Annotated in this window: 18 protein-coding genes; 7 read left to right on the top strand and 11 right to left on the bottom strand. The window is 55.9% G+C overall.

Translation table 11 applies throughout. From position 1 onward, the window contains the following. Window positions 1-155 precede the first annotated feature (155 nt). A complete protein-coding gene (locus tag AC3Y2E_RS32000) occupies window positions 156-962 on the top strand; it encodes a glycosyltransferase family 2 protein (RefSeq protein ID WP_379217331.1) in 807 nt (268 codons plus the stop codon). Beyond that, window positions 943-2,703, top strand: a complete 1,761-nt coding sequence (locus AC3Y2E_RS32005) for an ArnT family glycosyltransferase (RefSeq protein ID WP_379217332.1) — start codon at window positions 943-945, stop codon at window positions 2,701-2,703. The genes AC3Y2E_RS32000 and AC3Y2E_RS32005 overlap by 20 nt, the downstream gene beginning before the upstream one ends. A gap of 173 nt (window positions 2,704-2,876) precedes the next feature. Here the strand turns inward: AC3Y2E_RS32005 and lhgO are convergent, their stop codons facing one another. Beyond that, window positions 2,877-4,121, bottom strand: coding sequence for an L-2-hydroxyglutarate oxidase (lhgO, locus tag AC3Y2E_RS32010; protein ID WP_379217333.1), 1,245 nt, complete (start codon window positions 4,119-4,121; stop codon window positions 2,877-2,879). A gap of 217 nt (window positions 4,122-4,338) precedes the next feature. Between lhgO and AC3Y2E_RS32015 the strand changes: the two genes are divergently transcribed. Continuing rightward, window positions 4,339-6,717, top strand: a complete 2,379-nt coding sequence (locus tag AC3Y2E_RS32015; protein ID WP_379217334.1) for a type IA DNA topoisomerase — start codon at window positions 4,339-4,341, stop codon at window positions 6,715-6,717. Window positions 6,718-7,151: 434 nt separating this feature from the next. On the opposite strand, the gene AC3Y2E_RS32020 is transcribed toward AC3Y2E_RS32015, so the two are convergent. Both AC3Y2E_RS32020 and AC3Y2E_RS32025 read right to left on the bottom strand, forming a co-directional pair. Beyond that, window positions 7,152-8,183 carry a Gfo/Idh/MocA family protein gene (locus tag AC3Y2E_RS32020; RefSeq protein ID WP_379217335.1) on the bottom strand — a complete coding sequence of 344 codons (1,032 nt, stop codon included), beginning with the start codon at window positions 8,181-8,183 and terminating at the stop codon, window positions 7,152-7,154. A gap of 56 nt (window positions 8,184-8,239) precedes the next feature. After that, complete coding sequence (locus tag AC3Y2E_RS32025) at window positions 8,240-9,256, bottom strand: Gfo/Idh/MocA family protein (RefSeq protein WP_379217336.1); 1,017 nt, start codon at window positions 9,254-9,256, stop codon at window positions 8,240-8,242. 198 nt (window positions 9,257-9,454) lie between these two features. On the opposite strand from AC3Y2E_RS32025, the gene AC3Y2E_RS32030 reads away from it, so the two are divergent. Further along, on the top strand, window positions 9,455-12,400 hold the full coding sequence (locus tag AC3Y2E_RS32030) for a TIM-barrel domain-containing protein (RefSeq protein ID WP_379217337.1): 2,946 nt from the start codon (window positions 9,455-9,457) through the stop codon (window positions 12,398-12,400). Window positions 12,401-12,571: 171 nt separating this feature from the next. Here the strand turns inward: AC3Y2E_RS32030 and AC3Y2E_RS32035 are convergent, their stop codons facing one another. Then, on the bottom strand, window positions 12,572-13,357 hold the full coding sequence (locus tag AC3Y2E_RS32035; protein ID WP_379217338.1) for a 3D domain-containing protein: 786 nt from the start codon (window positions 13,355-13,357) through the stop codon (window positions 12,572-12,574). A gap of 202 nt (window positions 13,358-13,559) precedes the next feature. Here AC3Y2E_RS32035 and AC3Y2E_RS32040 point away from each other — a divergent pair, with 202 nt between their 5' ends. Then, entirely contained in the window at window positions 13,560-14,150 is a 591-nt protein-coding gene (locus AC3Y2E_RS32040) for a TetR/AcrR family transcriptional regulator (protein ID WP_379217339.1), read from the top strand. A gap of 56 nt (window positions 14,151-14,206) precedes the next feature. Continuing rightward, window positions 14,207-14,638, top strand: coding sequence for a DUF3995 domain-containing protein (locus tag AC3Y2E_RS32045; RefSeq protein ID WP_190929103.1), 432 nt, complete (start codon window positions 14,207-14,209; stop codon window positions 14,636-14,638). 83 nt (window positions 14,639-14,721) lie between these two features. Here AC3Y2E_RS32045 and AC3Y2E_RS32050 read toward each other — a convergent pair whose 3' ends face one another. Together AC3Y2E_RS32050 and AC3Y2E_RS32055 are read right to left on the bottom strand one after the other, a co-directional pair. Further along, window positions 14,722-15,651 carry a Gfo/Idh/MocA family protein gene (locus AC3Y2E_RS32050; protein ID WP_379217340.1) on the bottom strand — a complete coding sequence of 310 codons (930 nt, stop codon included), beginning with the start codon at window positions 15,649-15,651 and terminating at the stop codon, window positions 14,722-14,724. Beyond that, complete coding sequence (locus AC3Y2E_RS32055; RefSeq protein ID WP_379217341.1) at window positions 15,648-16,952, bottom strand: MFS transporter; 1,305 nt, start codon at window positions 16,950-16,952, stop codon at window positions 15,648-15,650. Before AC3Y2E_RS32055 ends, AC3Y2E_RS32050 begins: the two co-directional genes overlap by 4 nt. 131 nt (window positions 16,953-17,083) lie before the next feature. Between AC3Y2E_RS32055 and AC3Y2E_RS32060 the strand changes: the two genes are divergently transcribed. Next, a complete protein-coding gene (locus AC3Y2E_RS32060) occupies window positions 17,084-17,638 on the top strand; it encodes a hypothetical protein (protein ID WP_379217342.1) in 555 nt (184 codons plus the stop codon). A gap of 151 nt (window positions 17,639-17,789) precedes the next feature. On the opposite strand, the gene AC3Y2E_RS32065 is transcribed toward AC3Y2E_RS32060, so the two are convergent. From AC3Y2E_RS32065 to AC3Y2E_RS32085, 5 genes are all read right to left on the bottom strand, one after another. Beyond that, the gene (locus tag AC3Y2E_RS32065; RefSeq protein WP_379217343.1) at window positions 17,790-18,803 is read right to left on the bottom strand and encodes an aldo/keto reductase; all 1,014 of its coding nucleotides are present in this window, start codon (window positions 18,801-18,803) and stop codon (window positions 17,790-17,792) included. Window positions 18,804-18,886: 83 nt separating this feature from the next. Next, window positions 18,887-20,257, bottom strand: a complete 1,371-nt coding sequence (locus tag AC3Y2E_RS32070; RefSeq protein WP_190929098.1) for an ATP-binding protein — start codon at window positions 20,255-20,257, stop codon at window positions 18,887-18,889. Window positions 20,258-20,504: 247 nt separating this feature from the next. Beyond that, window positions 20,505-22,034, bottom strand: coding sequence for an anti-sigma factor domain-containing protein (locus AC3Y2E_RS32075; protein ID WP_379217344.1), 1,530 nt, complete (start codon window positions 22,032-22,034; stop codon window positions 20,505-20,507). 4 nt (window positions 22,035-22,038) lie between these two features. Further along, window positions 22,039-22,833, bottom strand: coding sequence for an RNA polymerase sigma factor SigI (gene sigI / locus AC3Y2E_RS32080; protein WP_190929096.1), 795 nt, complete (start codon window positions 22,831-22,833; stop codon window positions 22,039-22,041). A 213-nt stretch (window positions 22,834-23,046) separates the two neighbouring features. Further along, on the bottom strand, window positions 23,047-23,481 hold the full coding sequence (locus AC3Y2E_RS32085) for a hypothetical protein (protein ID WP_379217345.1): 435 nt from the start codon (window positions 23,479-23,481) through the stop codon (window positions 23,047-23,049). Window positions 23,482-24,311 lie beyond the last annotated feature (830 nt).

A 24,311-nucleotide genomic window follows, 5' to 3' on the forward strand; every position in this document is an offset into this window, starting at 1 on the left:
CGCGCCTCTCATGTTGAGTTGAACTTCCACGCAAGATGGTGATAAGTTTAGTTCCTTCCGGATTGGGGAACTCTGGTTATGAATGCCATGAAACGTTTACAGCCTTAAGGAAACGGCTTGTTTGTGGCATATCAACGACCTCGGGAGCCCTGCACATGAGCTGTAAAATCGTTGTCGGCATGCCGGTTTATAATGAAGCTTCAGCACTGCCCAAGCTGTTTGTCAAATTGGAACGGCTGTATATAAAGCTCGGCGATTCGCTGCATCTCGTCTTCGTCGATGACGGGAGCACAGACCAGACGAGGACGCTTCTGTCCGACTTCACCGGCAAGTTTCCGAGAGCTTGCCTGCTCGTTCACGAAGCCAACCGCGGTCTGGGCGAAGCGATGAACACGATGTTCGGGCATATGGTGCGACACTATGAAGACCGCGACATTCTCGTGACGCTGGATGCGGATAATACGCACGACCCGAATCTCATCATGGCGATGGTCCGAAAGCTGAAAAACGAGCAGCTTGATCTCGTCATCGCCTCCAGATTCGTCCCGGGAGGACGGGAGCTCGGATTGCCGCTGCTTCGCAAGCTGTACAGCCGGGGAGCCCGGCTCTTTTTCAGGCTGCTCTTCCCGATCGACGGAGTGAACGATTATTCGAGCGGTTTCCGCGCTTACACAGCCGGGATCATTCGAAAGGCGATCCGGGAGTATCACGGTCGTCTGATTACGTTAAGCGGTTTTGCCTGCACCGCCGAAATTATCGCCAAGCTCGGCCGCGTCGGGGTGAAAGCCGGGGAAGTGCCGCTTACGCTGGAATATTTCTTGAAGGAAGGCCGCAGCAAAATGAACGTGAAGCAAACCGTCGCCGGTTATTTCCGGCTTGTGCGCGCCGTCAGGTTGCCATCAGCCGAAACCGGACCGGAGTTCACGGGGGTGCCGGAGCAAAGTGGAGAACAACGAACATAAACTGCCTTCCAATGGAACCGGACACGACGGTCAGGCCGGATACACCAGACAGGCCAGACACACCAGGCAGACCGGATACACCAGACAGGCCGGTCATACCGGTCATACCGAACATACCGGACAGGCCGCATCCATCCGTTACCCAGACTCCAGGTCTGATCCGGACCGGCGGCCCCCCGCTCCTTCGGAAACGTCAAAAGCAGCGGAACATCCACTTCATCCTACCGCCGAACAAATGAACGTTCGTTCGTTATGGAAGCGACTCTTCACACATCGGACTTTGCCGGTGCTGGCCCTGCTGTTCCTGTTCGCGATCCGGCTGCCGCACATCGGCGACTCCCCGTTCGGCTACGATTCCTGGCGCCAATCCGATACGGAGGCGATGGCCCGCAATTTCGTCGAGCATCAGTTTAACGTGCTGTATCCCCAACTGAACTACCAGGGGCCAATGCCCAACTATGCGCAGCTGGAGCTGCAGATTACGACGTTTCTGATCGCCCTGCTGTACAAGCTGTTCGGCTACAGTTATATAGCGGCCCGGATCGTGCCGATCGCGTTTTTCATCGGTTCGGCCTGGTTCGTATACCGGATCGCGGCGAGGCGTTATTCGGCTGCAGCAGCTCTGTTCGCTTTGCTGCTGTACGGCCTGCTGCCTCTGAATCTGTTGTATTCGCGGGCGATTATGCCCGAATCGGCGGCGTTGTTTTTTTATACCGGGGCGTTTTACTGGTTCTCGGAATGGATCGCCAAAGAAAAGCGGAGCCTGCTGCTCGCCGCCGCCCTGTTCACATCGCTTGCGATATGCGAGAAAATTCCGACCGTGTTCGTCGGTGTCCCGATGCTGGCTATGGTGATCGCCAAGTACCGAGGCGGTGTGTTCAAGCGGCTGGAGTTATGGGGCTTTGCCCTGCTCTCGCTGCTGCCGCCATACGTCTATTACGCATGGCTCGGGACGTTAGCCGAATCGACGTTCGTCTCGGGCATCGCCTCCAAACATATCGTTCCGCGATTTGCGACGGCGGCGTGGTCGTCGGAAGCTCGGCAGTTTTTTGCCACCGAGATACCGAAAGCGTTTACGTGGACAGGTCTGGTTGTCGCTGCGGCCGGCCTGGTCCTGCTCCTTGTCCGTAGAAGAGACTTCCCCCTGCTCGTCTGGACACTGGCGATCGCCGCCGAGCTCGCAACGATTGTAGCGGTCATCCGCTTCCCTTATTATATGATTTTTGCCGGACCGCTGATCGCCTTGCTATCAGCGGGGGTACTGGAGCTATGGACCAAGCTTGGCCGTGAGCCGAACCGGAGGCGACGGGGCGGCAACGGTACAGGTGGTTCCAACCGTTCCCTGCTCGCAGCAGGCTTGTGGGCGGCGGCAGTCTTAGCCGTCTTAAGCGCGGAAAGCTACCGGCAAGTCGCGCCGGTCATCGGCATCCAGAACGATGAGCTTATTCGCCAAGCCGAAGTCGTAGAGCGCCTGACTTCACCGGACGATCTCATCGTCACCGGTACCGATGATCCTTCTCTGCTGAACGCTTCCCACAGAGCCGGCTGGCGGGTGACCAATTCGATCCCGGGCGACCCGGTCGCGGAGCTCAATTACTTCGTACGGGAGGGAGCCGTTTATTTCGTGCCGTTAAAAGGCTACATCGACGGAGACCCGGACGGCTTGCTCAGACAGACGCTCGAAGAGCGGTATCCGAAGCTGGAAGCCGGATCGGAATATTACATATACAAGCTGCGGTAACGCCGGTGTCGCTGCCCTCCGAAATCCCATACTCGCATTCGTTCGGCCTATCCGGACGCTCCCCGTTCCTCGGCTGTCCGGCTGCCGCCTCCCGGCGGGCGGCGTATAGCGCCGCCAGATTTACCGGTCTCCGGAGACCGGCGGCCCGCTTCCCTCTACTTGCACCGAAACCGCTAGCGCAGCACAGGCGTTCCTTGTGAAGACGGCGCAGCGGGTGCGGCGGCCCGTCTCTCTTCAATCTGATCCGCCACGTAGGCGGCAAAAGGCAGCGAACAGGTGAAGGCCGGCGATACGGCATTCAAAATATGCATCGACCGGCTGTCGCCTTCCAGCACGAAATCCTGAACCAGCTCCAGTGTTTGTTTGTCGAGCAGTTGGGCGCGGATGCCCGGCCGCAGAAAATCGCCGAACCCTTTAGGGTCGAGCTGCTTGATCATTTTTAGCGAGAGCCCGATAAAGTTCGCTTTGTTATATTTTTTCATTTCCTCCACCGCCAGCCTCCGGAAATGAAACGAGTTGGTCCAGAACAGCTTAGCTTCATAAAATAAAATTTGAAAAAACTCGGACAGCTTGAACCGGTGAAGCCCTTTGTAGTTTTCCCGCCAGAAGGCGGGGATCGCCGTAGGCCCGATCTTGATGCTTCCGTCCACCGTCTTCGTATAATGGACGCCGAGAAACGGATTGTTCAGATTCGGCACCGGGTAAATGTTTGTACGGACATCCGACTTGTTTTTGGCGTATTTCAAGTAGATACCCTTAAACGGAATAATCGTATATTTCCTGCCGAAGCCGAAGTCGTGCGCTACTTGATCCGCATACAGACCGGCCGAATTAATGAAATAGCCGCAGCCGAACGGTCCGCGGTTCGTCAGGATCGTATCGCCCTTATGCCCCGCGTAAGCCGTATCGAAGAAAAAATCGACGCCTTGCGAAGCGACTTCCTTTTTTATGCACATGCACACTTCCACCGGGTCGACCGACGCCGTATTCGGCGAATAGAGAGCTTTCTTAAAGGTCTTCACGTTCGGATCAATCCGCGCCGTCTCCTCCTCATCGACCCAGATCAGCTCGACGCCGTTACGCTCGGCGCGCCGTTTCAGCTCCTCCAGTCCGGCCAGCTCCGACTCGTCCGTCGCTACAACCAGTTTCCCGCACCGGTTCAGCTTCAGACCATGCTCCCGGCAATACGCCTGCATCGCTTCATTGCCGTCCCGGGTAAATTTCGCCTTCAGGCTGTCGGCCGTATAATAAAACCCGGCGTGCAAAACGCCGCTGTTCCGCCCGCTGGAATGCTTCGCTACATCCGGCTCCTTCTCGATCACGGCGATCCGGGCTTCGGGATAACGCCGCTTCAATTCCCGCGCAATCGTCAGTCCAATAATGCCGCCGCCTGCAATCAAGTAATCGTACCGCTTCACTAGGACGTCCTCCTCTGCCTTTCGAGTGACTCCCTTCATTGTACACGGAAACCAACAGGCAGAAGTGGCCTCTTATCCCTGTCAGCGAATTTTTTTGTAGCTGCTTGTCTTCACGTGTGCGCGCCCATCTCCCCCTGACGCATCCGCCCGGTTTATGATAGTATGGAGGTTGATCGAAGATGACGGGACAAGCTACTACCGTACCGGAGGACATGCATTGAAAACATTAATTATCGCCGAAAAGCCGGACATGGGCCGCAATATCGCCGCCGCCATCGAACCGAAAGCGGCCAACAAACGCACGCATCTCGAAGGGGAGCGTTACGTCATTACTTGGGCGATCGGCCATCTGATCGGACTCGCGGAACCTGACCATTACGATGAAAAATATAAGAAATGGAACTTCAACGATCTGCCGATCGTACCCGATTCGTTCAAACTGCTGCCGAACCCGAGAACCAAGGATCAGCTCAAGGTCATCCAGACGCTGGCCAAAGACTGCGGGGATATCGTCAACGCATGCGACGCCGGGCGCGAAGGCCAGCTGATCTTCGCTTACATCCAGCAGCATCTGAAGCTGCGCCAGCCCGTACGGCGGCTGTGGATCTCCGACCTGACCCCGGAGACGATCCGCCGCGGCTTTGCGGAGCTGAAGGACGGCAGCGAGTACGAGCCGCTGACCCGGGCGGCCCGCGCCAGGAGCGAAGCCGATTGGCTGATTGGGATGAACGGCTCGCGCGCCTTCACGACGAAGCACAACGAGCTGCTGTCGGTCGGACGCGTACAGACGCCCGTGCTCGCGCTGCTGTATGACCGTCAAAAGCAGATCGAGGCGTTTACGTCAGCGAAGTTTTACGAGGTCGAGGCGTTTTTCGACCAGCAGGAGACGTCCTATCGCGGCTTGTGGCAGGGAGAGCGGCTTACGGACCGGGAGAAAGCGGAAGCGCTCGCCGCCAAGGTGAAGGGCAAGCCCGGCGCTGTCGCCAGCTACGAGGTCAAGGATACGAAAGAATATCCGTTCCGGCTGTACGACTTGACCTTGCTGCAGCGGGAGGCCAACGCCAAATTCAGCTTCCCCGCCAAAAAGACGCTCGACATCGCCCAAGCTCTGTATGAGAAACATAAAGTCATCACGTACCCGCGGACCAACTCCAACTATGTGAACGAGCAGAACATTCCCGAGATGCACCGGGCGCTCGACGCGCTGCGGGGCACACCGTACGAGAAGCTGGCCGGCGGGGCCGAGAAGCGGCTAGTGCACAAAAACAACAAGACGGTCTGCAATCCCGCCAAGGTCGAGGATCACCACGCCATCCTGCCGACGGCCAAACGGGCCGGTTCGCTGAGCCCCGATGAGCAGAAGCTGTACGATCTTATTATCCGGCGCTTCCTGTCGCATTTTTACCCGCCTGCGGAGTACAAGGTGCATTCGATCTTAACCGAGGTCGAAAAGGAAACGTTCAAAACGACGATCAAGCAGCTGCTCAGTCTCGGCTGGAAAGTCATTTACGAAGACGACAAAACAAGCGCCAAGGATACCGGCAAAAAGCCGGGCGGCAAAGGCGGGAAAAACGCCGAAGGAAAAGACGGGGAAGGCGGCGATTCGAACGAGCCGGAGGAAGAGCTGGTCGAGACGCCGTTCGTCCTGAACGCGGACGATCCGGTGCATTGCCGCGATTCGGCGGCCAAGGAAAAGGAAACGCAGCCGCCGAAGGCGTATACGGAAGGAACGCTGCTGAAGGCGATGGAAAGCGCCGGCAAGCAGCTTGAGGATGAGGAGCTGCGCGACGCGATGAAGGATGGCGGCCTCGGCACGCCGGCGACGCGGGCCGCGATCATCGAGCGGCTGAAAAACGTCGGCTACGTAACAATGCAGGGCAAACGGATCGCCATCACGCAGAAAGGGCGGTCCGCGGTCGAGCTGATCCGCGGCGCGGGCATCGAGCTGCTCACCTCGCCCGAGATGACCGGGCAATGGGAGCGGCGGCTTCACGAAATATCCCGCGGCCAGGCGTCGGACGCCATGTTTATGGAGAACGTGAAGAAGTTCACCCGTTCGATCGTCGAGAAGGTACGCGTCCAGCCGCGCGCGGCCAAAGCCGCCTTCGAAGCGCCCGAGCCGCCTGCCGGAAGCAAGGGCGGCAGCAAAGGCAAGGGCAAGTCCGCCCGGGGCGCGAAAGCGGCGGGCGGTGAAAACGGCGCTGCGGCTGCGGCTGCGGCGGGAGCGAAGACGCGTGGTGCCGCGCGCAGCGGCAACGTCAGCGGCGCAGGCGGAAGCGCGCAAGGCGCGTCCGGCGGCGCGGCAGCCCAGACCGGCGAGCGCGAATATATCGCTGACTGCCCGCGCGAAGGCTGCGGGGGCCGTATCTTTATGGGCAACAAAGGCTACGGCTGCAGCAACTATAAAACCGGCTGCAAGTTCGTCATCTGGAAACAAAGCCTCGGCAAAACGCTCACGCCTGCGATGATCAAAAGCTTGATCGAGAAAGGCCGCACGAGCAAGCTGAAGCTGGTCGACCGGGCCGGCACGCCTATCGAAGGGCGGATCGTGCTGAAGGACCGCAGCATCGGGCAGGTTGAGATCGAGATGTTGTAGGGCCAGGGACCGCGATCGGGTTCGGGGTCGGCTTCGGGGTCGGGGTCCGGTCCGGAGCCCGAGCCACCCACTCTTGGACGAGAATTCGCTTGAATAAGAGCGGTTTGCACCCTTTATTTTGCCTGAAACCGGCTCGGACAGAGAAATAAGAGCGGTTTGAAGCCCTTATTATCCGTGAAACGGGTACAGAACGAACCCAGCGGATGAAATAAGAGGCGCAAACCGCTCCTATTTGCTTCAATCGTGCCAATATGCCGAAAATAAAGGGTGCCAGGGACTCTTATTGTGTTTAGGGCCGCATGGTGTTATAGAGCTGTATTTTGTTTTAGGATCACAGTGTGTCTTAGAGCCACATTGTGCTTTAGAGCCGTATTGCGTTTTAAAGCCCGCATCTCTGCTGCTACGTGTACGCGTTCTTCTCCTCCGCTGATCGGTCAGCGCAGCCGGACTTCCTTGCCCGTGCGGGAAGATTCGTAGATCGCGAGCACGATCTCGACCGCGTCCCGGCCTTCCTTGCCGGTAATGAGCGGCGGACGGTTGTTGCGGACGGCGTCGATCATATCCTGAATTTGCTCGCCGGTCGTATCGTTTGTCACGTTCAGCTCGGCGTTTCCGATTACTGCCGCTTCTTCCGCCGCCATCTGGTCGCCGCGGATTTTCCAGTTCGTAATCTGATTGTTTCTCATCCCGATTCCGCCGTCTTCGCCGTAGATGTCCAGCGACGTGCCGAAGCCCGGATACGCCGAGGTCGTACCGGCAATCGTTCCGCAGGCACCGTTTGCGAATTTCAGCAGCGCTACTCCCGTATCTTCCGTCTCGATCCGGTGCGTGCTGACCTGCGTATGTCCGATGACCGACTCGACCGGCCCCAGCATCCACTGCATCAGGTCGATCGTATGAATCGCCTGGTTCATCAGCGAGCCTCCTCCGTCCCAAGCCCACGTTCCTCTCCAGCCGCCGTTTTGCTCGTAGTATTCCTGCGTCCTGTAAAAATGAATGTGGGCGTTCGCCATGAACAGCTTGCCCAGACGTCCGCTGTCGACGGCCTGCTTCATATGGCGGATCGCGGGCATGAGCCGGATCTGGAATATGCAGCCGAACTGCAAATTGCGCTTCGCGAACGCTTCAACCGCCATGTCGATTCGTTCGAGCGTAATATCGAGCGGCTTCTCGGTAATCGCATGCTTGCCCGCTTCGGCGATCTGCAGCAGCATCTCGGTATGCAGCCCGCTCGGGGTGCAGACGTGAATCAGGTCGATATCCTCGCGCTCCAGCAGCGAACTGAGATCGGTATACGCATCGATCCCGTGCTGCGAGGCGAACCGGTCCGCCGCTTCTTTGTTTTTGTCGCATACCGCGAGCAGCTCCGCGCCTTTGGCGCGCAGCAGCCCGTTTACGTGCGTCTGGCCCCTCCCCAGTCCGACTACCGCGGCGCCCACATTAGACTTATCGCGTTTTTTGTTCATGATCTTGTTCTCCTCTCCGGAATGGCTGGCTGTGAAGCCTGGATTGCAAACTAAACTTACCCGAATCTGTTCCTGACTACGGCTCGCTCGTCCGCCTCAATGACGGCTTTGCTGGCCTCTATGATATCGCGGTGCGTAAACGTGCCGGGACGGCCGGCCACGCGATCGAGAAAATCGGATACGGAAGTCGCGGCCACCGCATCCGGCGTCATGACCGTACCCAGCTGATCCGACGCATCTCCCCGGGTAATCCGCAGCTGCGCCCTGTTTTTCCCGTCCGCGGCATCGTAGCCTACGCTCCACTCCGCATATCCTTCGGTACCGGCCACGACGATCCGGCTAAACCGCCCGTCCGTATTGCAATCCGGCGTATGCCAATCCGCATACAGCTGTGCGGTCGTCCCGTCGTCCAGCACCGCCTGCACGGAGGCAACGTCATAAAAGTCCGGATACTCCGGCAATATATTTTTGGCCAGAACGCTTTGCGTCAAGACGATCTCTCGCCCGGTCAGCCAGCGCAGCAAGTCCGTATCGTGAATAAGCAGGTCGATCAGCACACCGCCGTTCTGCTTCTTGGAGAAATGCCACGCATCCCGGGCGGACGGCATCAGCTTATGAGGACTGGATATATGGATATGAACCACTTTGCCCAAAGTACCGGCAACGATCTCCCGCTTCAGCACCGTCATCGCTCCGCTGAACCGCTTCGGCAGCATCAGTCCGATCTGGATCGCTCCCCGCTCCGCGACCGCCTCGAGCCTCTGCAAGCCATCCCGGTCCGTAACGGCAGGCTTGTCGAGCATGATATGGATGCCTCTTCGTTCGCATGCTTCGATCAGCTCGATTTTCTCATTATTCACCGCTGAGGAACCTACGATCTGCACAGAGGACGCCAGCAGTTCCTCCCTGTTACCCGCGAGCGGGATCCCGTACAGCTCGGCGTACCGGTTCGCCAGCTTCCAATCTTCCGGATCGTATATACCGACGCACGTATGACCGGCATCCAGCATCTCTTTAATAAAAGTCGAGATATGCCCGTGGCGACATCCGATAATCGCAAACCGAAATGACATGTCGCTCTTCGTCCCCCTTTAGCCGATAGAGTGCTAAACCTCTTTACAACAACAGGTTAACAATTTTCCGGCAAGCCGTATATGGGAGCGGGATGACTTTTTCATGGACTCAGATAAACACTTTTTCAAATTTCATGACTTTTCGAAACTTTTTCGTCCGCTTCCGAGTCCCCGATGGTATGATGAGGGATAACGGAGGTGAGAACGCTGGGCAAGCAACCGAACAGCTTTTTATTTGAATTGCATCAAGGCGGCTGGGTACGCATCAGTCCGGTCTCGCCCCATACGTTTCGGATTCAATACAGCGGCTCCGGCCAGTTTCCCGAGTCGGGACTGATTCGTTACGGGATGATTCGGCAGCCCGGGGAACGCTGTCCTTATACGACCAGTATGGACGGGGAGACGGTGCACGTCCGCACCGAAGAAGCGGAGCTGCGTGTCGCGCTCGCTGACGGTTTGTTTAGCTGGGGCGGCGGGGAGCGAGTCCGCACGGAGACGGCGTCTCCGCCCTGGTCGCATCCGGGCGGCGGCTTTGGCTTGCGGCTCGTCTTAGACGGTGACGAGTGTATATACGGACTGGGGGACGTCGCCCCCGACCAGATCGAGCGGCGCGGGCAGAAGGTGGACATGTGGGTGTCCGGCACGAACTATCATGCGCCGATTCCTTTCATGATGAGCAGCCGGGGCTGGGCGCTGCTGATGAACACGACGTGGAGGCATACTATCGACATCGCGCACGAAGCGCGTGGCGAGATCCGGATCGAAGGCCCCGAGGGCGGCCTGGACGTGTATCTGATCAGCGGCGATACGTATGCGGAGCTGCTGAATCGGTACACCGGGATTGCCGGTAAACCGCGTCTTTTGCCGATATGGGCGTACGGGCTTCATTATTATTGCTCGGTGGAGACCGGGGGACGCCAAGTACTTGAGGATGCGCTGAAGTTCCGCCAGGAGGGGATTCCGTGCGACCTGATCGGGCTCGTAGGCGGATGGATGGCTTCGGGTGAAGAGAGTTCCGCTCCCATAAGCTGGGATCCCCGCCGTTTCGTCGTCTCCCAGCAAGGCCAGCAAGGAACGCTGACGTTTATCGATACGCTCCACCGTCACGGCTTCAAGCTGAGTCTGTCGATGGATTGCGATTACGACTTGTCCGGATACGAGGAACAACTGGCCCGGTCCCCTGCAACCGAAGAAGTCTCCTCGGAAAAATCATGGTTCGATTCCATGCGCCGATTCGTCTCCGACGGTGTCGACGCGTTTAAGTTCGTCAGCGGCAAGCAGACGCTCGGTCAGCCGGAGAGGCAGTGGCAGAACGGGATGTCGGACAACGAGCTGCACAATCTGTACCCGCTAATGCTCGGCAAGCAAATGTATGACGGGTACCGGGAGCAAACCGGCAAACGGCCGATGATTCACGCGGTCGTCGGGTACACGGGAATGCAGCAATATACAGCCACCGAAAGCGGGAAATACGGCTTGCGTTCCACCGCCATCGTATCCGCTCTCAATTCCGGGCTGTCCGGCCATGTGCATACGGCGATCCATATTCATGTCGACGCTCCCGAGGGAATTCACGCCGGTTTATTATTGCCTTGGGCGCAAAACAATTCCGACCGGCATTTCCGGCATCCTTGCTTTCTGGAGGAACGGCAGCGGAACTTATTCCGGACGTACACCCGGCTGCGTTATCGGCTCTTGCCTTATCTGTACTCAGCCGCATACACGGCCATGCTTACCGGCATGCCGATCGCTCGGGCGATGCCGCTTCTGTTTCCCGAAGATCCGGCCTGCCGCGATTTGAGCCGGCAGTATATGCTCGGCGATTATTTGCTAGTGGGCGTCTTTACGGATCGCGTCTATCTTCCGGAAGGGTCATGGACGGATTTCTGGACGGGCGATCGTTACGAAGGGCCGGCCGAGATCGAGTACCGCCCTCCGGAGCAGGCAGGGGGCCCTTTATTCGTGCGGGCGGGGGCGATCGTGCCGATGTGGCCGGATATGGATTATGTCGGCCGGTCGTCTCCGGAACGAATCACGCTTCATATTTACCCCAGCGGGCAAAGCGAGACCGTTCTGTATGAGGATGACGGGGAGTCTTTCCAATACGAGGACGGGTATGCCGCGACGACCCGGATCGAATGCGATTCGGACGACGAACGTACCGTCCTGCTCATCTGGCCGCGGAAAGGGATATACGAGGGTATGCCGGCTAAGCGCAGCTATGAGCTTGTCGTCCATACCGGCAGGAAGCCGTCTCTTCTTAAGCTGAACGGCGAACAGTGCCCGGAGCAGCACCCTCGTTACGCAGCCAAAAAGACGCTGTCCGGCTGGAAATACGACCGGGTCACAGGAACCGTACGGATCTATGCCGAGGAAGATGCTGCCCGCGGGGAGCCTGTGAGCGTCGGGTTATCGTTCGCGGCACCGGAGCGCAAGCGGACAAGCAGCGGCCCGGCAGGTGAAACGAGTGACGCTGCGCTTCCGGTTGAAGAAGGAGCAGCGGCCGCAACCCGCGGCGATGCCGAGCAGTGGCTCCATATTGCGCTGGACACGTGCCGTCCCGACGAAGTGAACGATGCTTTGAACGCATGGTGGAGCAGCCGGATCGAGCTTTCTGCCGGTCCCGGCAATTGGCGGGTCCATCTGCTGGACGGGTGCCTGCTGATCGTCCGTCATGCCGAACGCCGGGGATGGAGTCTTGGCGAAAGCTTCGGCATCGCGGACAACCCGCTTGCCGCACTGGACGCGAAATATCCGGAGCAAGGCCTGGAGCTGCTGAAGCGGCTGGCGGACGAAGTGCTTGCAGCAGCGAAACGGACGGCCGATACAGCCCGGCATCCGATCATTCGCGAAGTGCTCGCCCACGTGCAGCAAAGCTTGCATAAGAAGCTGTCGCTTCAGGAAATCGCCGGTCATACCGGCATCCATCCCGTCTACTTAAGCCGCCTGTTCAAAAAGGAAACCGGTCTGCCGTTCACCGAGTATGTGCAAAACCGGCGAATGGAACGCGCGAAGGCGCTGCTCGAATCCGGCATGAAAGTGTACGAGGCCGCCGCGCTAAGCGGATTTGCCGATGTCAGCCATTTCTCGCGCGTATACAGCCGCTACTGGGGGCGGCCTCCGGTCAGTTTCCGGAGAAAATGACCGGCACACAGGCGCACGAGTCTCAGCGGCACGGTGCCGTGCGAGTATGAACAGTTCTCGGTTCTCGGTTCTGGGTTCTCGGTTCTCGGTTCTTAGTCTCAGATCTCAGTCTCAGTTCTCGCTTCTCAGTCTCGGTCTAGTTTTCTCCGTTCACGGTCTCTCCCAGAGCCGTCAGGCGCTGCGGTCGGCCAGAACGAAGACTTTGACGTTTTTCTTCACTCCGAAATCGACCGCTTCCTTCAAATCGTTCATGAAAACGTCGATGCGAGCGCCTTTAATGGCCGAGCCCGTATCTTCGGCTTTGCGCACGCCGATCCCTTCGATCAGCACCGTCGAGCCGAGCGGAATGATGGACGGGTCTACCGCGACCGTCCTCCCCTCCTCCGCTTTGCTGCCGCTGCGCGTAATGCCGTAAGCCGGATGCGAAGGGGTCTTGCCTGTGGATTCCTTGCCGGCCGTGTAAGCGGTCAAGGTCGAGCTCAGTACGCGCTGCACGACCGGCCGGTCCGCGCTGCCTTCGCTCCACTCCGCATCAAGCTGCGGAATCTCCAGCATTTGTCCGACCTTCAGCCGGTTCGGATTATCCAGCGTATTGAGCGCTTGCAGGTCCTCGACCGTAACGCCGAAAGCTTTCGATATTTTATATAACGTATCCCCCGCGTTCACTTGATACTGGAGCAGTTGGATCGCCGAAGCGTCCAGCTCCGCCGCCTCGCTTCCAAAGGTAGCCGCAGCCGCAACTGTATCCGTCCCGGCTCTTTCACCCGATTCGTTCTCATTCGCCTGCTGAAGGGCGGCCTCCCGCAAGCTCCAAGCCTCCGCGGCGTATGACCAATGCTCGACTAACGCCCACTCCTCCGCCGGAGTCAGCTCCGCCTGGACCGCCTCGCCCACACCGATCGTCAGCGCGATTCCCGCCGCCGCGGTTATCCACCATTTCTTCCATCTAGCAGCCATAGTAACATCCTCCTCGTTTAGTAGTGATAGATTGGGATATTACAAGAGTTGACAGATTGAGAGAATTGTAAACATCTAGCCGCTTGCTGCCGCATCACCGACGGCCGGAATGACGCCGATTGACAAAACAGCGCAGAAGAAATTAAAATGACCTTAGTCAAATTATGACCAAGGTCGCTTATGGATTCAGGAGTGAACTCCAATGCTGAGAGAAACCCGCAAAAAAGCTTTAAAAGAACAAATCTTCGTGCAGGCGCTCCAGCTCTTTCAAGAAAAAGGCTTCGAGCAGGTGACCGTTCAAGAAATCGCCTCCGCCTGCGGCATCGCCAAAGGGACGTTTTTCAATTACTTTACGAAAAAAGAAGAAATTTTATTGTATTTGGGGGAATCCCAGCTCGAAGTGTTGAACAGGGGCATGGAGGAGTATCAAGATGTCCCGGAGCCGAAAGAGCAGCTCAAGCTCGTATTAACCGACTTGCTGCAGAGGTATACGTCAAATGGGGAACTGATGAAGCTCTCCATCGTCGAAGTGATCAAGTCGGCTTACCTGTTCGAGAACGAGTCGAAAAGCATCCGGCGGCTGCAGCAAAGCCTCGCCTCCCTGATCGACCGGGCCAGACGGAACGGGAAGCTGAACAGCCGCTGGGACACGGACGTCATCGTCTCCACCGTCCTCGGTGTCTACCTCCAGACCATGATGTCGTGGTCGCTGCCGCATAACCAACATTCAAGGATCGGCGACATGTTCGAACGGTATTTGGACGTCATATGGGAAGGGATCGCCCAGCGATAGGTTATTACACAACATGAAGTTGCCGAGCAGTGTAGCAGCGGCAGAAGGAGATCGGAATGGTAACCATCATCGTTGTACTGGCTGCATGTATCCTGTTTGCTATCGGCCTGCTGCATGTCTTCTGGGCATTGGGCGGGCAGTGGGGGACAAGGGCTGTGATCCCCGAGCAGGAAGGCGAACGGGCATTCGTCCCAGGCGTGTGGGAGACGCTTCTCATCGCGCTGCTCGTCAGCTCGGCCGGACTGTTTCTCCTGCTTCGGACCGGTCTGGTCGAGTTCAGCTTTCCCGCTCAGGACTTTATCGTCCGGGTCGGCGTATGGGTATGTGCCGTCGTATTTGCGCTTCGGGTAATTGGCGAATTCAACCTTTTCGGGATTTTCAAGAAAAAGCGGGCTACGACGTTCTCCAAAATGGACACGTATCTGTATGTGCCGCTTTGCGCGTTTCTGTCGCTGGCGTTTGTTCTTGCCATCGGCTATGGAGAGTAAGGGCCTGATCTGATCTGTTTTGATCTGATCCGCTCCTCCGGTCGCAGTTGCCGCTAGCTCTAGTATGCCAAAAAAGCCCGGTCTTATCGCAGCATCCCGCTAAGCTTCTCGACAAGCCGGTGCGTCTCGATCACCCGGTCAGCGCTGATCGTGCACCGGTCCGGCCGGTCCAGCGAAGCGAAGAAATGGTCGATGATGCCGGTAAAGCCCCGTCTGTACGAAATGCTGTCCCAGCTGCCGAAGCGCCGGCTGCGCTCGCCTTCGTTCCGGTCGCGAAATACGGCCGACTCCAGGTTGACGACCTCTACGGAACGTCCGCCGCCGTGAAGCTCCAGCTTCTCGAGATCGCCGCCCGCTCTGCGGCTCATGCTGACGAAGGAAGCGGCCGGGCCGGACTTGAGGCTCCCCGAAGCATGAAGCAGCGCTCCGTCCGCCGTTTTTTCGCCAAGCCAGCTTGTCACCTCATACGAATCTTTGCCGAGCCAGAGCAGCAGATCGAACATATGAATCATGTCGTCATACATCGTTTCTTTAGCGTTTTGCTGCTGCGGGTGCATCCGATGCTTCTGCGCGATACACAAGTCGAAGCCGCCCAACTCCTCCACCCACCGCTTCGCCTCCGCGTACATCGGCGCGAAACGGCGGTTAAAACCGACGGCGACCAGCTTGCCCCGCTTCAGCGCTTCCTCGGCGATCCGCTCGGACTCCTCCAGCCGGTACGAGATCGGCTTGTCGACATACACGTGAAGCCCGCGCTCCAGGCAAGCCATCACGATATCGGCATGCGTCTGCGTCGTGCTGTGCACGAATACCGCATCCAAATTTTCGCGAAGCAGCTCCGACAGCTCCGTAAACCGCTTCGCGATCCGGTACGTCTCGCCCACCCGCTCCACCGTCTCCCTCGAGCGGCTCAGCACGGCGGCGATCTCCGCCTCCGGATGCGACGCAAGCACCGGCAAATAAGCTTTATGTGCAATATCTCCCAATCCGATAATCCCGATTCGTTTTCTCATCCGCTTCTCCTCCAGCCGGTGCCGCCGAGTCGGCGGACCTGCAGTTTTTTGTCCAGCAGCACGCGCGAACCGATCGTCGCCGCCACCACGAGCATCAGAACGCCTACACCCAGCGATATCCCGTACAACGCTACCCCTACCGGAGCTCCCGCCGCCATCTTGTATACGGCTCCTCCGGACAGCGGACCTAAGAACCCGGCCAGTCCCGTCAGCGCGTAAAAGACGGCGATGAACATCGGCCGCTCCTTCTTCGGCGTATCGCCGACGACGAAATTAAACATCAGCTGGTTAAACCCGCCTACTCCGACGCCGATCAGCATATGTATAACTACCAGGACAGCCTTATCCGGCATAAAGGGCAGCGCCCCCCACCCCATGCAGGACAAAGCGATAACCGGCAGCGTCCAGAACAGAAGTCTTCGGGTCGCATACTTGGCATTTAAGTTCCCCCACATGAAATAACCGGCTACCATCGCGACATTTTGCGTTAAGGTGGCGATCGAGATCCAGTTGTAGCTGATCTTCATAATATCCATCATGACATAGTTGTAGAACGGGACGGAGATCCCTTGAACGAACAGCCACAGCGAAATAAACAGCATCGACTTCAAAAACTTCGTATGACGAAACGGCACGCTCAGCATCGCGGTCATATTCGTTTGCTCCGACTTCTCGAACGGAGGGCTCGGATACTTCAGGAACAGGACGATGTCCAGCACACCGCAAACCGCCGCCACGATATACAAAATATAAAATCCTTCCGGCTCGGGCATCCGGTCGAGAATTTGTCCGAACACCAGGATAGCAAGGCAGCCGCCCGCCCACAAAATCGTGTTGCGGATGCCGAAATAACGGCCGCGTACCCGGGCGGGGACCATGTCGGCAATCAGCGACGTCCAGAACACCGAGCCGATCGCTTGCCCGGCAAATCCGAACAGGCTGACGGCGATATAAGCGATTACGCCGAATTCCTTCGGAAGCAGCAGCGGCAGGGCGCCTGCGGCCACCCACATGACGCGGTGAAAGCCGCACAGAAGCGAGAAGAGCAGCTTCCGGTTCGTATAACGCTGAATGAGCAGCGCCCCGACTATTTGCAGCATGTTGGCCATGCTGGGGATCGCCAGCACGATCCCGATCTGGAACGAGGAGGCACCCAAGTACAGCAAATAACCCGTAAGGAACGGTCCTCCGAGCAGTTGAAACAAGATGATCGCCGGTATGCCTTCAAGCGTGGCGGCTGTCATGCCGCTACGGTAATGGGACGGTTTCCGGATGCGCATGCGTTTTGCGAACAGCCTCATGATGAGTGCCTCTCTCCGTAAATAATTTGTGCAAGGTGCCAACAACTTCATCTTCAAAGGCGCAAGCCCATATGCTATAATAAGTGCGTATTTTCGCGAAAACGCTCGACTTCGAGTTGGAGGAAGCTCACATGAAATCTAAGGGATATTTGTTAGCGGGTCTGATTATATTTGCCGCATTTTTCGGCTCCAGCATCTTTTTTGAATCGCCGCTTCTGCTATACATCGCCAGCGCCATCCCGATTTTTATCGTCCCGTTTCTGCCGGACATCCGTACGAGCCAGCGGCTCAAGCCCGAACAGAAAGGTGTCGAAATCGTCAAGCTGATCAGCGGCGACGGCGGTCCGGAATGGCTAGTCGTGTCGTTTCGTCCCGGTACGGTGAACTGGAACCGCAGAACGCTTATCGTTCCGTTCGAACAAGCTCCGACCGTAGAGTCCGTACCTACTGACGACTATACTGCGGCATTGACCGTGCTCCAATATGACTTGCGGGTCCGCAAAGGAAGACAGGGCCGATTCGGCATCCTTCTTTCGAACTTATCGGAGAGAACCGCCGGAATGCCATTTACCGTAAACGAAGTAAACCGGCTCCTTATTCCGCTGAACGATATCGCCGAATCGATGCCGATGCCAATGCCTTCGTCCGCTGCCGTAACTTCGCATAGCGTCGAGCTGCAAGCGTAACGACTTAGCGACCGCAACTTTCTCTTTCGAACGGAGTCTGCCAGTTAAGTCTTGATCTTCGAGCAAACCAAGGCCCGCCTGTGAAAAGGCGGGCTTTCTTATGTCCATCTATCGGCTTCCCGGCAGCGTTCCCCGGCTGGAGCCTTCTCTCTTAATAACTCGCGGCTGCCTTCTGTATAACCGACTGCATCGGCAGATGATAAGGACACTGCTGCTGGCACAACGGTTTTTCCTTGCACGGCTCATAGTCGGCGCACGATACGATCTTCTCTTTGTGCTTCTCATAAAATCCGCTTCCTTTCGGAAGCAGTCCGAACTCGCTGCGAATGTTGCTGGAAATCATCACGTCCGGAATCGGAATGCCGATCGGGCACGAACAGTAGTTGCACCGCCGGCAGTTATGCGTCCCGAGCCGCATTGCAAGACGCTCCAGCTCCTCGCGCTCCGCGTCCTCCACTTCCCGTTCCATCGCCGCGATATTCATTTTGACTTCCTGGGCGCTGACCATGCCCGAGATGATCACGTGGACGTCTTGACTGTACGGATAGCGAATCGCCTTCTCCACAGGCTGGATAAACCCGCCGGACAGCGGCTTCATCGCCACCTTGCCCATATCCCGCCGCGTCAGCTCCGGGATCAGCTCGTCCAGCGCGAACGGCTGCGCCAAATTCAGATGGAACAGCACCTGGTCGAACTGGTCTTTCCGAATCCACTTGGCCAGCAGCTCCGGACGATGTCCGGTTATCCCGATATGACGCACTTTCCCCGCCTTCTTCGCTTCCATAGCGGCCCGGTACGCCCCGTCCTCTTCCATCGCCGTCTTGAATTCATGCACATAGTTCACATAATGAATCTGCAGCAGATCGATAACGTCTGTCTTTAACCGTTCCAGACTTCGTTCGATCTCCGCTTTGGCCGTCGCGTAGTCCCGCTTATTCGTTTTGGTCGCCAAAAAATATTCACTGCGGCGGTGCGAGATGCATTCGCCGATGATCTCTTCGCTGTTCCGGTAAGCGGCAGCCGTATCGATATAATTAATACCGTGGTCCAAGGCGTAGTTCAGCGCCTCACGGGCCTGCTCCAGCGGAACCCCGGGCAAGTTCATCGCCCCGAATCCGAGCGACGACACCTGAAATCCGATTTTTCCGAATGTCCGATACCGCATAAGGCTTCTCCTCTCTACAAGCGTAGCTACTATTAGTCCTTCGTATAAAAGTAGAAAGTTCCTCCTCATTGTAGCATACGGACTCAGCAGAGCGGCAGCGTTATTTTAAAAATCGTTCCTTCGCCGATCGTACTATCCACTTGAATATGTCCGCCGTGATTTTTAATAATCCGGTAACATACCGCAAGTCCTAATCCGGTGCCTTCGACCTTCGTCGTAAAAAACGGATCGAACAGCTTGGACTGCGTATGGTAATCCATCCCCGTTCCGTTATCCTCGACGCTGATCGCCACTTTGGCTCCTTGCTCCGCAGCGGAGATCCGGATGACGCCGCGTCCGCTCTGAGGGCTCTCGCCGACCGCGTCGAGCGAGTTTTTAATAATATTCAGCAGCGCCTGCTTCATCTGCTTGACGTCCACACATACGGTCGTAGACGACGGCAGATCCTCTAACAGAATATCGCAGCCTTTTAATATCGCTTCGCTTTCGAACAGCAGCGTAACTTCCTTCAGGAGATCGACGACCCGCACCTGCTTCTTATCCGGCGTCGAAGGCTTGGACGAATTCAAAAACTCGTAAATAATATCGTTGGCCCGGTCGATCTCTCCGATGACAATCCGTGCGTACTCGTCCTTGCCGAGCTGAGCCAGGTGCGGGCGCAGCAGTTGAATAAACCCGCGGATCGAGGTAAGCGGATTGCGGATCTCGTGGGCGATCGCCGCCGCGATTTTGCCGAGCATGGCCAGCTTGTCGTTCTGGTAGGCGGACTGCTCGATCTTTTTGAACTCCGTTATATCTTTCACGCTGATCAGAATATCCCCGTCCAGCTCTTCTCCGTATGTAGCGGTAACCAGATAATGCCGTCCGTTCTCATCGATTACCTCGTGGTATCGCAGCCGGTACAGGAACATTTCCCGATGCAGCTTGACGACGAGCCGCCGGAACGAACGGGACAGCCGGGAGTGGGCGGCGAGCCCAGGCAGATCGAGCCCAAGCAGCGTTTTGCGGGGCATGCCGAGAAACTTGGCCATCATCACATTAACGAACGATACGAATCCTTCGCTGTCGAATATAACAATTCCGCTGTCCATATGCTGTAAAACGTTTTCATATTTGCTTGCCACAGACTGGAACGAGTTATGCGTCTTGAACAGCAGATTGCGCAGCTCTTCGAGCACTTGCTCGTTGCTGTGGACATGACGGAACTGGAACCGGTAATGAGCGAACAGCTCCATCAGGAAGACGAACGACAACCGGTAATAGCGCAATGCCTCTTCCGGCTCTGCGCTTGCCGCCAAAATATGCATGCTTTGCTCATGCAGAAGGACGAGCTCTTCGGGTCCGATCGACTGCAGAGCTTCTCCGAGTGCAACCGCCGGATGGTGGGAGCCGCTGCTTCCGTCCTGAAAGTACTGGTTCAAGGCTCGTACATATTGCTTTCTCAATTCAGACATAAGTACACCCCGCACCCAATTGGTATATACCGCAAGCCTCGCGAGCAGCGCTCCCCCGGCGAACTACCAGTATCATAGTGTGTTTTTCCATATGTCGTCAATCGCAAATAAGCACTAATAAATGGGAACGATGTCGAAAAAAAGAAAAACGTTCTGCAGTCCCTCTATCCGGGAAGTTACAGAACGTTTTTGCAACAAAAGTCGACAAAATGCTGCCCCAAGCTGTATTCGTTTCCGAGCTTTTGCGCTAGTCGCCCCGGTTGTTATCGTCGGATCGGGAGGAGTCGCCTCTTCGATTTCCGTCATCTCGTCCAGGATAGCCGCCTTGCTTATTCCGCTCTTCTTCTTTTCGTTTCTCCTCTTCTTTCTTTTTCTGCTCTTCCTGCTTGCGCTTCTCTTCTTCCTTCTTCTTCAGTTCTTCCTGCTTGCGGTTCTCTTCTTCCTTCTTCTTCTGCTCTTCCTGTTTGCGCTTTTCTTCTTCTTTTTTCTTCAGTTCTTCCTGCTTGCGTTTCTCTTCTTCTTTCTTCTTCTGCTCTTCCTGTTTGCGCTTTTCTTCTTCTTTTTTCTTCTGTTCTTCCTGCTTGCGCTTCTCTTCTTCCTTCTTCCTGTCGTCCTGTCCGCGGCTGCTGCCCGTATTGCCGTTTACACCGGCGGGGATCGTTCCCGGCTTCAGACCGGCTGTAGGCGTTTTGTTGCCGTTGTTCGAATTGTTGCCGTTATTGCCGCCCGGACGATTGTTCGAATTGTTCCGGCCGTCCCGGTCATCATCGTCATCGTCATCATCGTCGTCTCGATCACTGTCATTTTTGTTTGTCTTATCGTTTTTATTGTCGTTTTTGTTATCGTTTTTGGAGGAGGAGGTATTCGGCTTCGACGATTTTTTGTCGTCATCCTTGTCGGATTTGCTTTTTTCCGCAAGCTTTTCTTTCACCTTCTGATCGAGCTGGCCGCTTTTCTCGGCTTCCAGTAGTTTGGAAAGCGTTTCTTTTTTCGGCACTTCTTTTGTATCGATCAGTTTGTTCAAGCCACCCGCCTCTTGAGCGAGTTTACGTACGGAGTCCTCTTTAAGCCGATTCAGGTTGACGTCGTTTCCGTTGTCCTTCGCACTCAAGTAGACGGCATACTTGCCGGCCGACACACCTTTGGACAGCGCCTCCTCGCGGATGGTCGGGGGAGTGACGAAACTGGCGACCTGAATATTGGAGGCGGTTTGGGGATGCTGCTGCTCGATATGCTTCGTTACGGTTGCTTGAACGATCTGACTGAGGCTCGATTCGTCCACTTTCGCTTCTTCGTACACTTTTGTGCTGGAGATGATGACGTCCCCTTCTTCATCTTTAAAATACCCCTCTTGCTCGACCCGCTGCATCAATGTTTCCGTAGCCGTGACCAGCGGCTTTCCGGTCAGCAGCAAGTCTTCCAGCAGCTTGATGCCTTCGTCGTTAAGTCCTCTCGCTTCCTGCACCTCGTTGTCCTTGTCGATGCCGAATTCGACGCTCGGGTTAATATCCAGCGTCACATAGGCGACGATCGGCTTAACGCCTTCCAATTTGCCCCCTAGTCCAGTAAATAGAACGATACAAAACAGAACAGCTGCGGTAAGCGCGAACGTTATGGACCATACAGGCCGCTTCAGACGAATTGGAGGAGTGGAGAACAAAATTTCTTCCCCGACCTGGCAAACGCGTCCCGAACGGGGAATTTTCTTGAATTGACCGTCAGGCGTCATTACGACGACATCCGAGTCGGTCATTTCCATCACGATGCCTCTATGCATGTCCTTACTCCTCTCCTGGTTGATCTTCGGGGATATTCAAGTAATGTTTCAAATAAGGATAAGAGCCGTTCGTGATCAGGGCTACCGCAATGATGAATTTGCGGTTTCGTTCCAGGGTCTTGCGTGATACCTCCACCTTCTCCAGCAACTCCTTAATCGGCAGCATTTTCTTCGTCTGCACGATCGACATCATGACCTGATCCCGCGCCAATAACGCCCCGATGGCGAATAAAGCTTCTCTGGAATCGCTATGCTTGGGAGAAGCGTCCACAAGGTCGTTAAAGGAAATTCCGAATTCCTGCAGGCAGCGGTTGAAGTCAACGATTTCGCTTCGGCGTTCTTCGATTGTTTTTTCTTTCTCGTAATGCTCGATCGCCTGGTGAATCTCCACCGGATTGACGATGCTGTCTTCATCATCCTCCACTTCGAAGGAACTGTACGGGATTTGTCCCGTAAAGCGCGTTTCTTTACGAACATGATCGATCAGCCGGCGTCGCATCACCGTCTCCGCAAAGCTCAAAAAAGACCTTCCCGACTCCGGGGAAAACTGATTGATCGCCTCATTGAAGGCGCCAAGCGCTATGCTGAATTCGTCGTCCCGGGACGGATCTATATATCGCTTGCAGAAGCGGCTTGTCACTTTGGCTACATAAGGCTGATAATCGGTTATGAACTGATTCCGGAGCCGGATGTTTCCTTCCTGGATTAGCTTGACTTTATGCTCCGGAGTTTCGGCTATATCGGAAGAGTCGTGAGACTGGCGTTTTCCCAGAAATTTCTTGAATAAGACCAGCAGCAAACGTTCCACCTCACACTACATGTTTCGAGTTGCTCCCCCAAGATATGGGGGTCATCCCAACCCGATGGTTGTTATTATAACACACAAATTTATGCAGAAAGAAGCGATTGGGCAGAGAAACGGCGTTATCCCACAAATTGGTATCCAGCAATTAGCAATCCACCTCGTCTGCGGGCACAAAAAAACGCCCCTGTTAAAGGGACGTTTACCGCTTCAATCCCGCCTTTGTCCGGCGGAGAACGCTTTTTTCTGAAATTTATTGCGCCGCTCGTTCAAGGCTGTCAGCCGCCTCTTCAATTGCTGCTCCCATTCGTCGTCCTTCAGCAATTTGGCGACGGTGAGCAGATCAAGCGCCATATCGATTTGCCGGTTCACCACATCCAGAGGTTCTTCGGCCTCGCCGTTGATACAGTTATCGTACAAGCCGGCTTCCGTCTTGTCTTCGACGTAGTCCTGGAAATCGACTTCCGCCGCCCCGTCGCCGTGCGCATACTCCGCCAATATCTCGTACTCGCTCTCCACCATATAATGCACCTCGATCCGGTGACATACCGGACAAAACAGCAATGGGACGTTATGAATATGCGTCTCGATGTGACGCAGCGTGCCTTTCGTGCCGATCATCCCGGCTCCGCAGCAATAACTCATCGACCTGCCTCCTCTTTATTCCCGGCCGCGAACGAAACCTTATCTATTGCGACATGCTTATGCAAGCAACGGTAAGAAATACGATCTTAACTTATTCGCCTTAGAGGCCGGAAATTCCTTTTTCGCCCCTGGACCATTATTAGGAAAGCTGCCAATCATAACCCGGTTGCCGTTGCCGAGTGCAGTGCCGCTGGCGCACGATAAGGGTACGATAAGGCCTATAAACCGCTTTCTTGAGCCAGATCCTGGTCAAAGACGCTGAACCGTAATCCGCATGGACTCTTGCATAGGCTCTATTATGCAAACTCGATCGGTGAACAGCTCTCAGCGAAGTCGAGCGGTTTCTTGTCGCATAGCGGCAGTCGGCCGACCACAATAAGAGTCTCTGGGGAGCCTGTCGATTCATTGTGTAGAAGTGTTAGCAGGCCGTTCCAAGTGAAAAGTTACCTTCTTCTGCTCACAGGTTGTCCGGAATCCCTTGATTGAATAAGGATTGTAAGGTAGGGGATTCCAGACAAAACTCGCCAGAAGGTAATCTTTTCCCTTTCCACTTGGTTGTCCACAATGAATCGAAAGCCTCTCTGGGACCCGTTATTTCCGGCCATTTCGCTAAACCGAGGTGAATAAAGGCGGTTTGCACCCCTTATTTTCAACCAGTTGATCAGATCAGGCGGGTTTTGGACAAAATAAGGGCTGCGAACCGCACTAGCGTTGCATAAAAGCTAACATCATAAAACATCTTCTTTTATTTACTAATAATGTTAATAAATGATGCATTTTCATGGTAAACAAATAAAAAATCTCCTATTGTAAGAGTAAGGCATGTTATC

Source organism: Paenibacillus sp. MAH-35 (assembly GCF_058135425.1).

What these genes read in the sequence shown, in the direction of transcription:
- AC3Y2E_RS32075 (WP_379217344.1), bottom strand. Translation starts at nt 22,034, where the DNA reads ATGCATAGAGGCATCGTGATGGAAATGACCGACTCGGATGTCGTCGTA.
- AC3Y2E_RS32000 (WP_379217331.1), top strand. Translation starts at nt 156, where the DNA reads ATGAGCTGTAAAATCGTTGTCGGCATGCCGGTTTATAATGAAGCTTCA.
- AC3Y2E_RS32070 (WP_190929098.1), bottom strand. Translation starts at nt 20,257, where the DNA reads ATGTCTGAATTGAGAAAGCAATATGTACGAGCCTTGAACCAGTACTTT.
- AC3Y2E_RS32085 (WP_379217345.1), bottom strand. Translation starts at nt 23,481, where the DNA reads ATGAGTTATTGCTGCGGAGCCGGGATGATCGGCACGAAAGGCACGCTG.
- AC3Y2E_RS32025 (WP_379217336.1), bottom strand. Translation starts at nt 9,256, where the DNA reads ATGTCATTTCGGTTTGCGATTATCGGATGTCGCCACGGGCATATCTCG.
- AC3Y2E_RS32050 (WP_379217340.1), bottom strand. Translation starts at nt 15,651, where the DNA reads ATGAGAAAACGAATCGGGATTATCGGATTGGGAGATATTGCACATAAA.
- AC3Y2E_RS32045 (WP_190929103.1), top strand. Translation starts at nt 14,207, where the DNA reads ATGGTAACCATCATCGTTGTACTGGCTGCATGTATCCTGTTTGCTATC.
- AC3Y2E_RS32065 (WP_379217343.1), bottom strand. Translation starts at nt 18,803, where the DNA reads ATGCGGTATCGGACATTCGGAAAAATCGGATTTCAGGTGTCGTCGCTC.
- AC3Y2E_RS32035 (WP_379217338.1), bottom strand. Translation starts at nt 13,357, where the DNA reads ATGGCTGCTAGATGGAAGAAATGGTGGATAACCGCGGCGGCGGGAATC.
- AC3Y2E_RS32060 (WP_379217342.1), top strand. Translation starts at nt 17,084, where the DNA reads ATGAAATCTAAGGGATATTTGTTAGCGGGTCTGATTATATTTGCCGCA.
- AC3Y2E_RS32055 (WP_379217341.1), bottom strand. Translation starts at nt 16,952, where the DNA reads ATGAGGCTGTTCGCAAAACGCATGCGCATCCGGAAACCGTCCCATTAC.
- AC3Y2E_RS32020 (WP_379217335.1), bottom strand. Translation starts at nt 8,183, where the DNA reads ATGAACAAAAAACGCGATAAGTCTAATGTGGGCGCCGCGGTAGTCGGA.
- AC3Y2E_RS32040 (WP_379217339.1), top strand. Translation starts at nt 13,560, where the DNA reads ATGCTGAGAGAAACCCGCAAAAAAGCTTTAAAAGAACAAATCTTCGTG.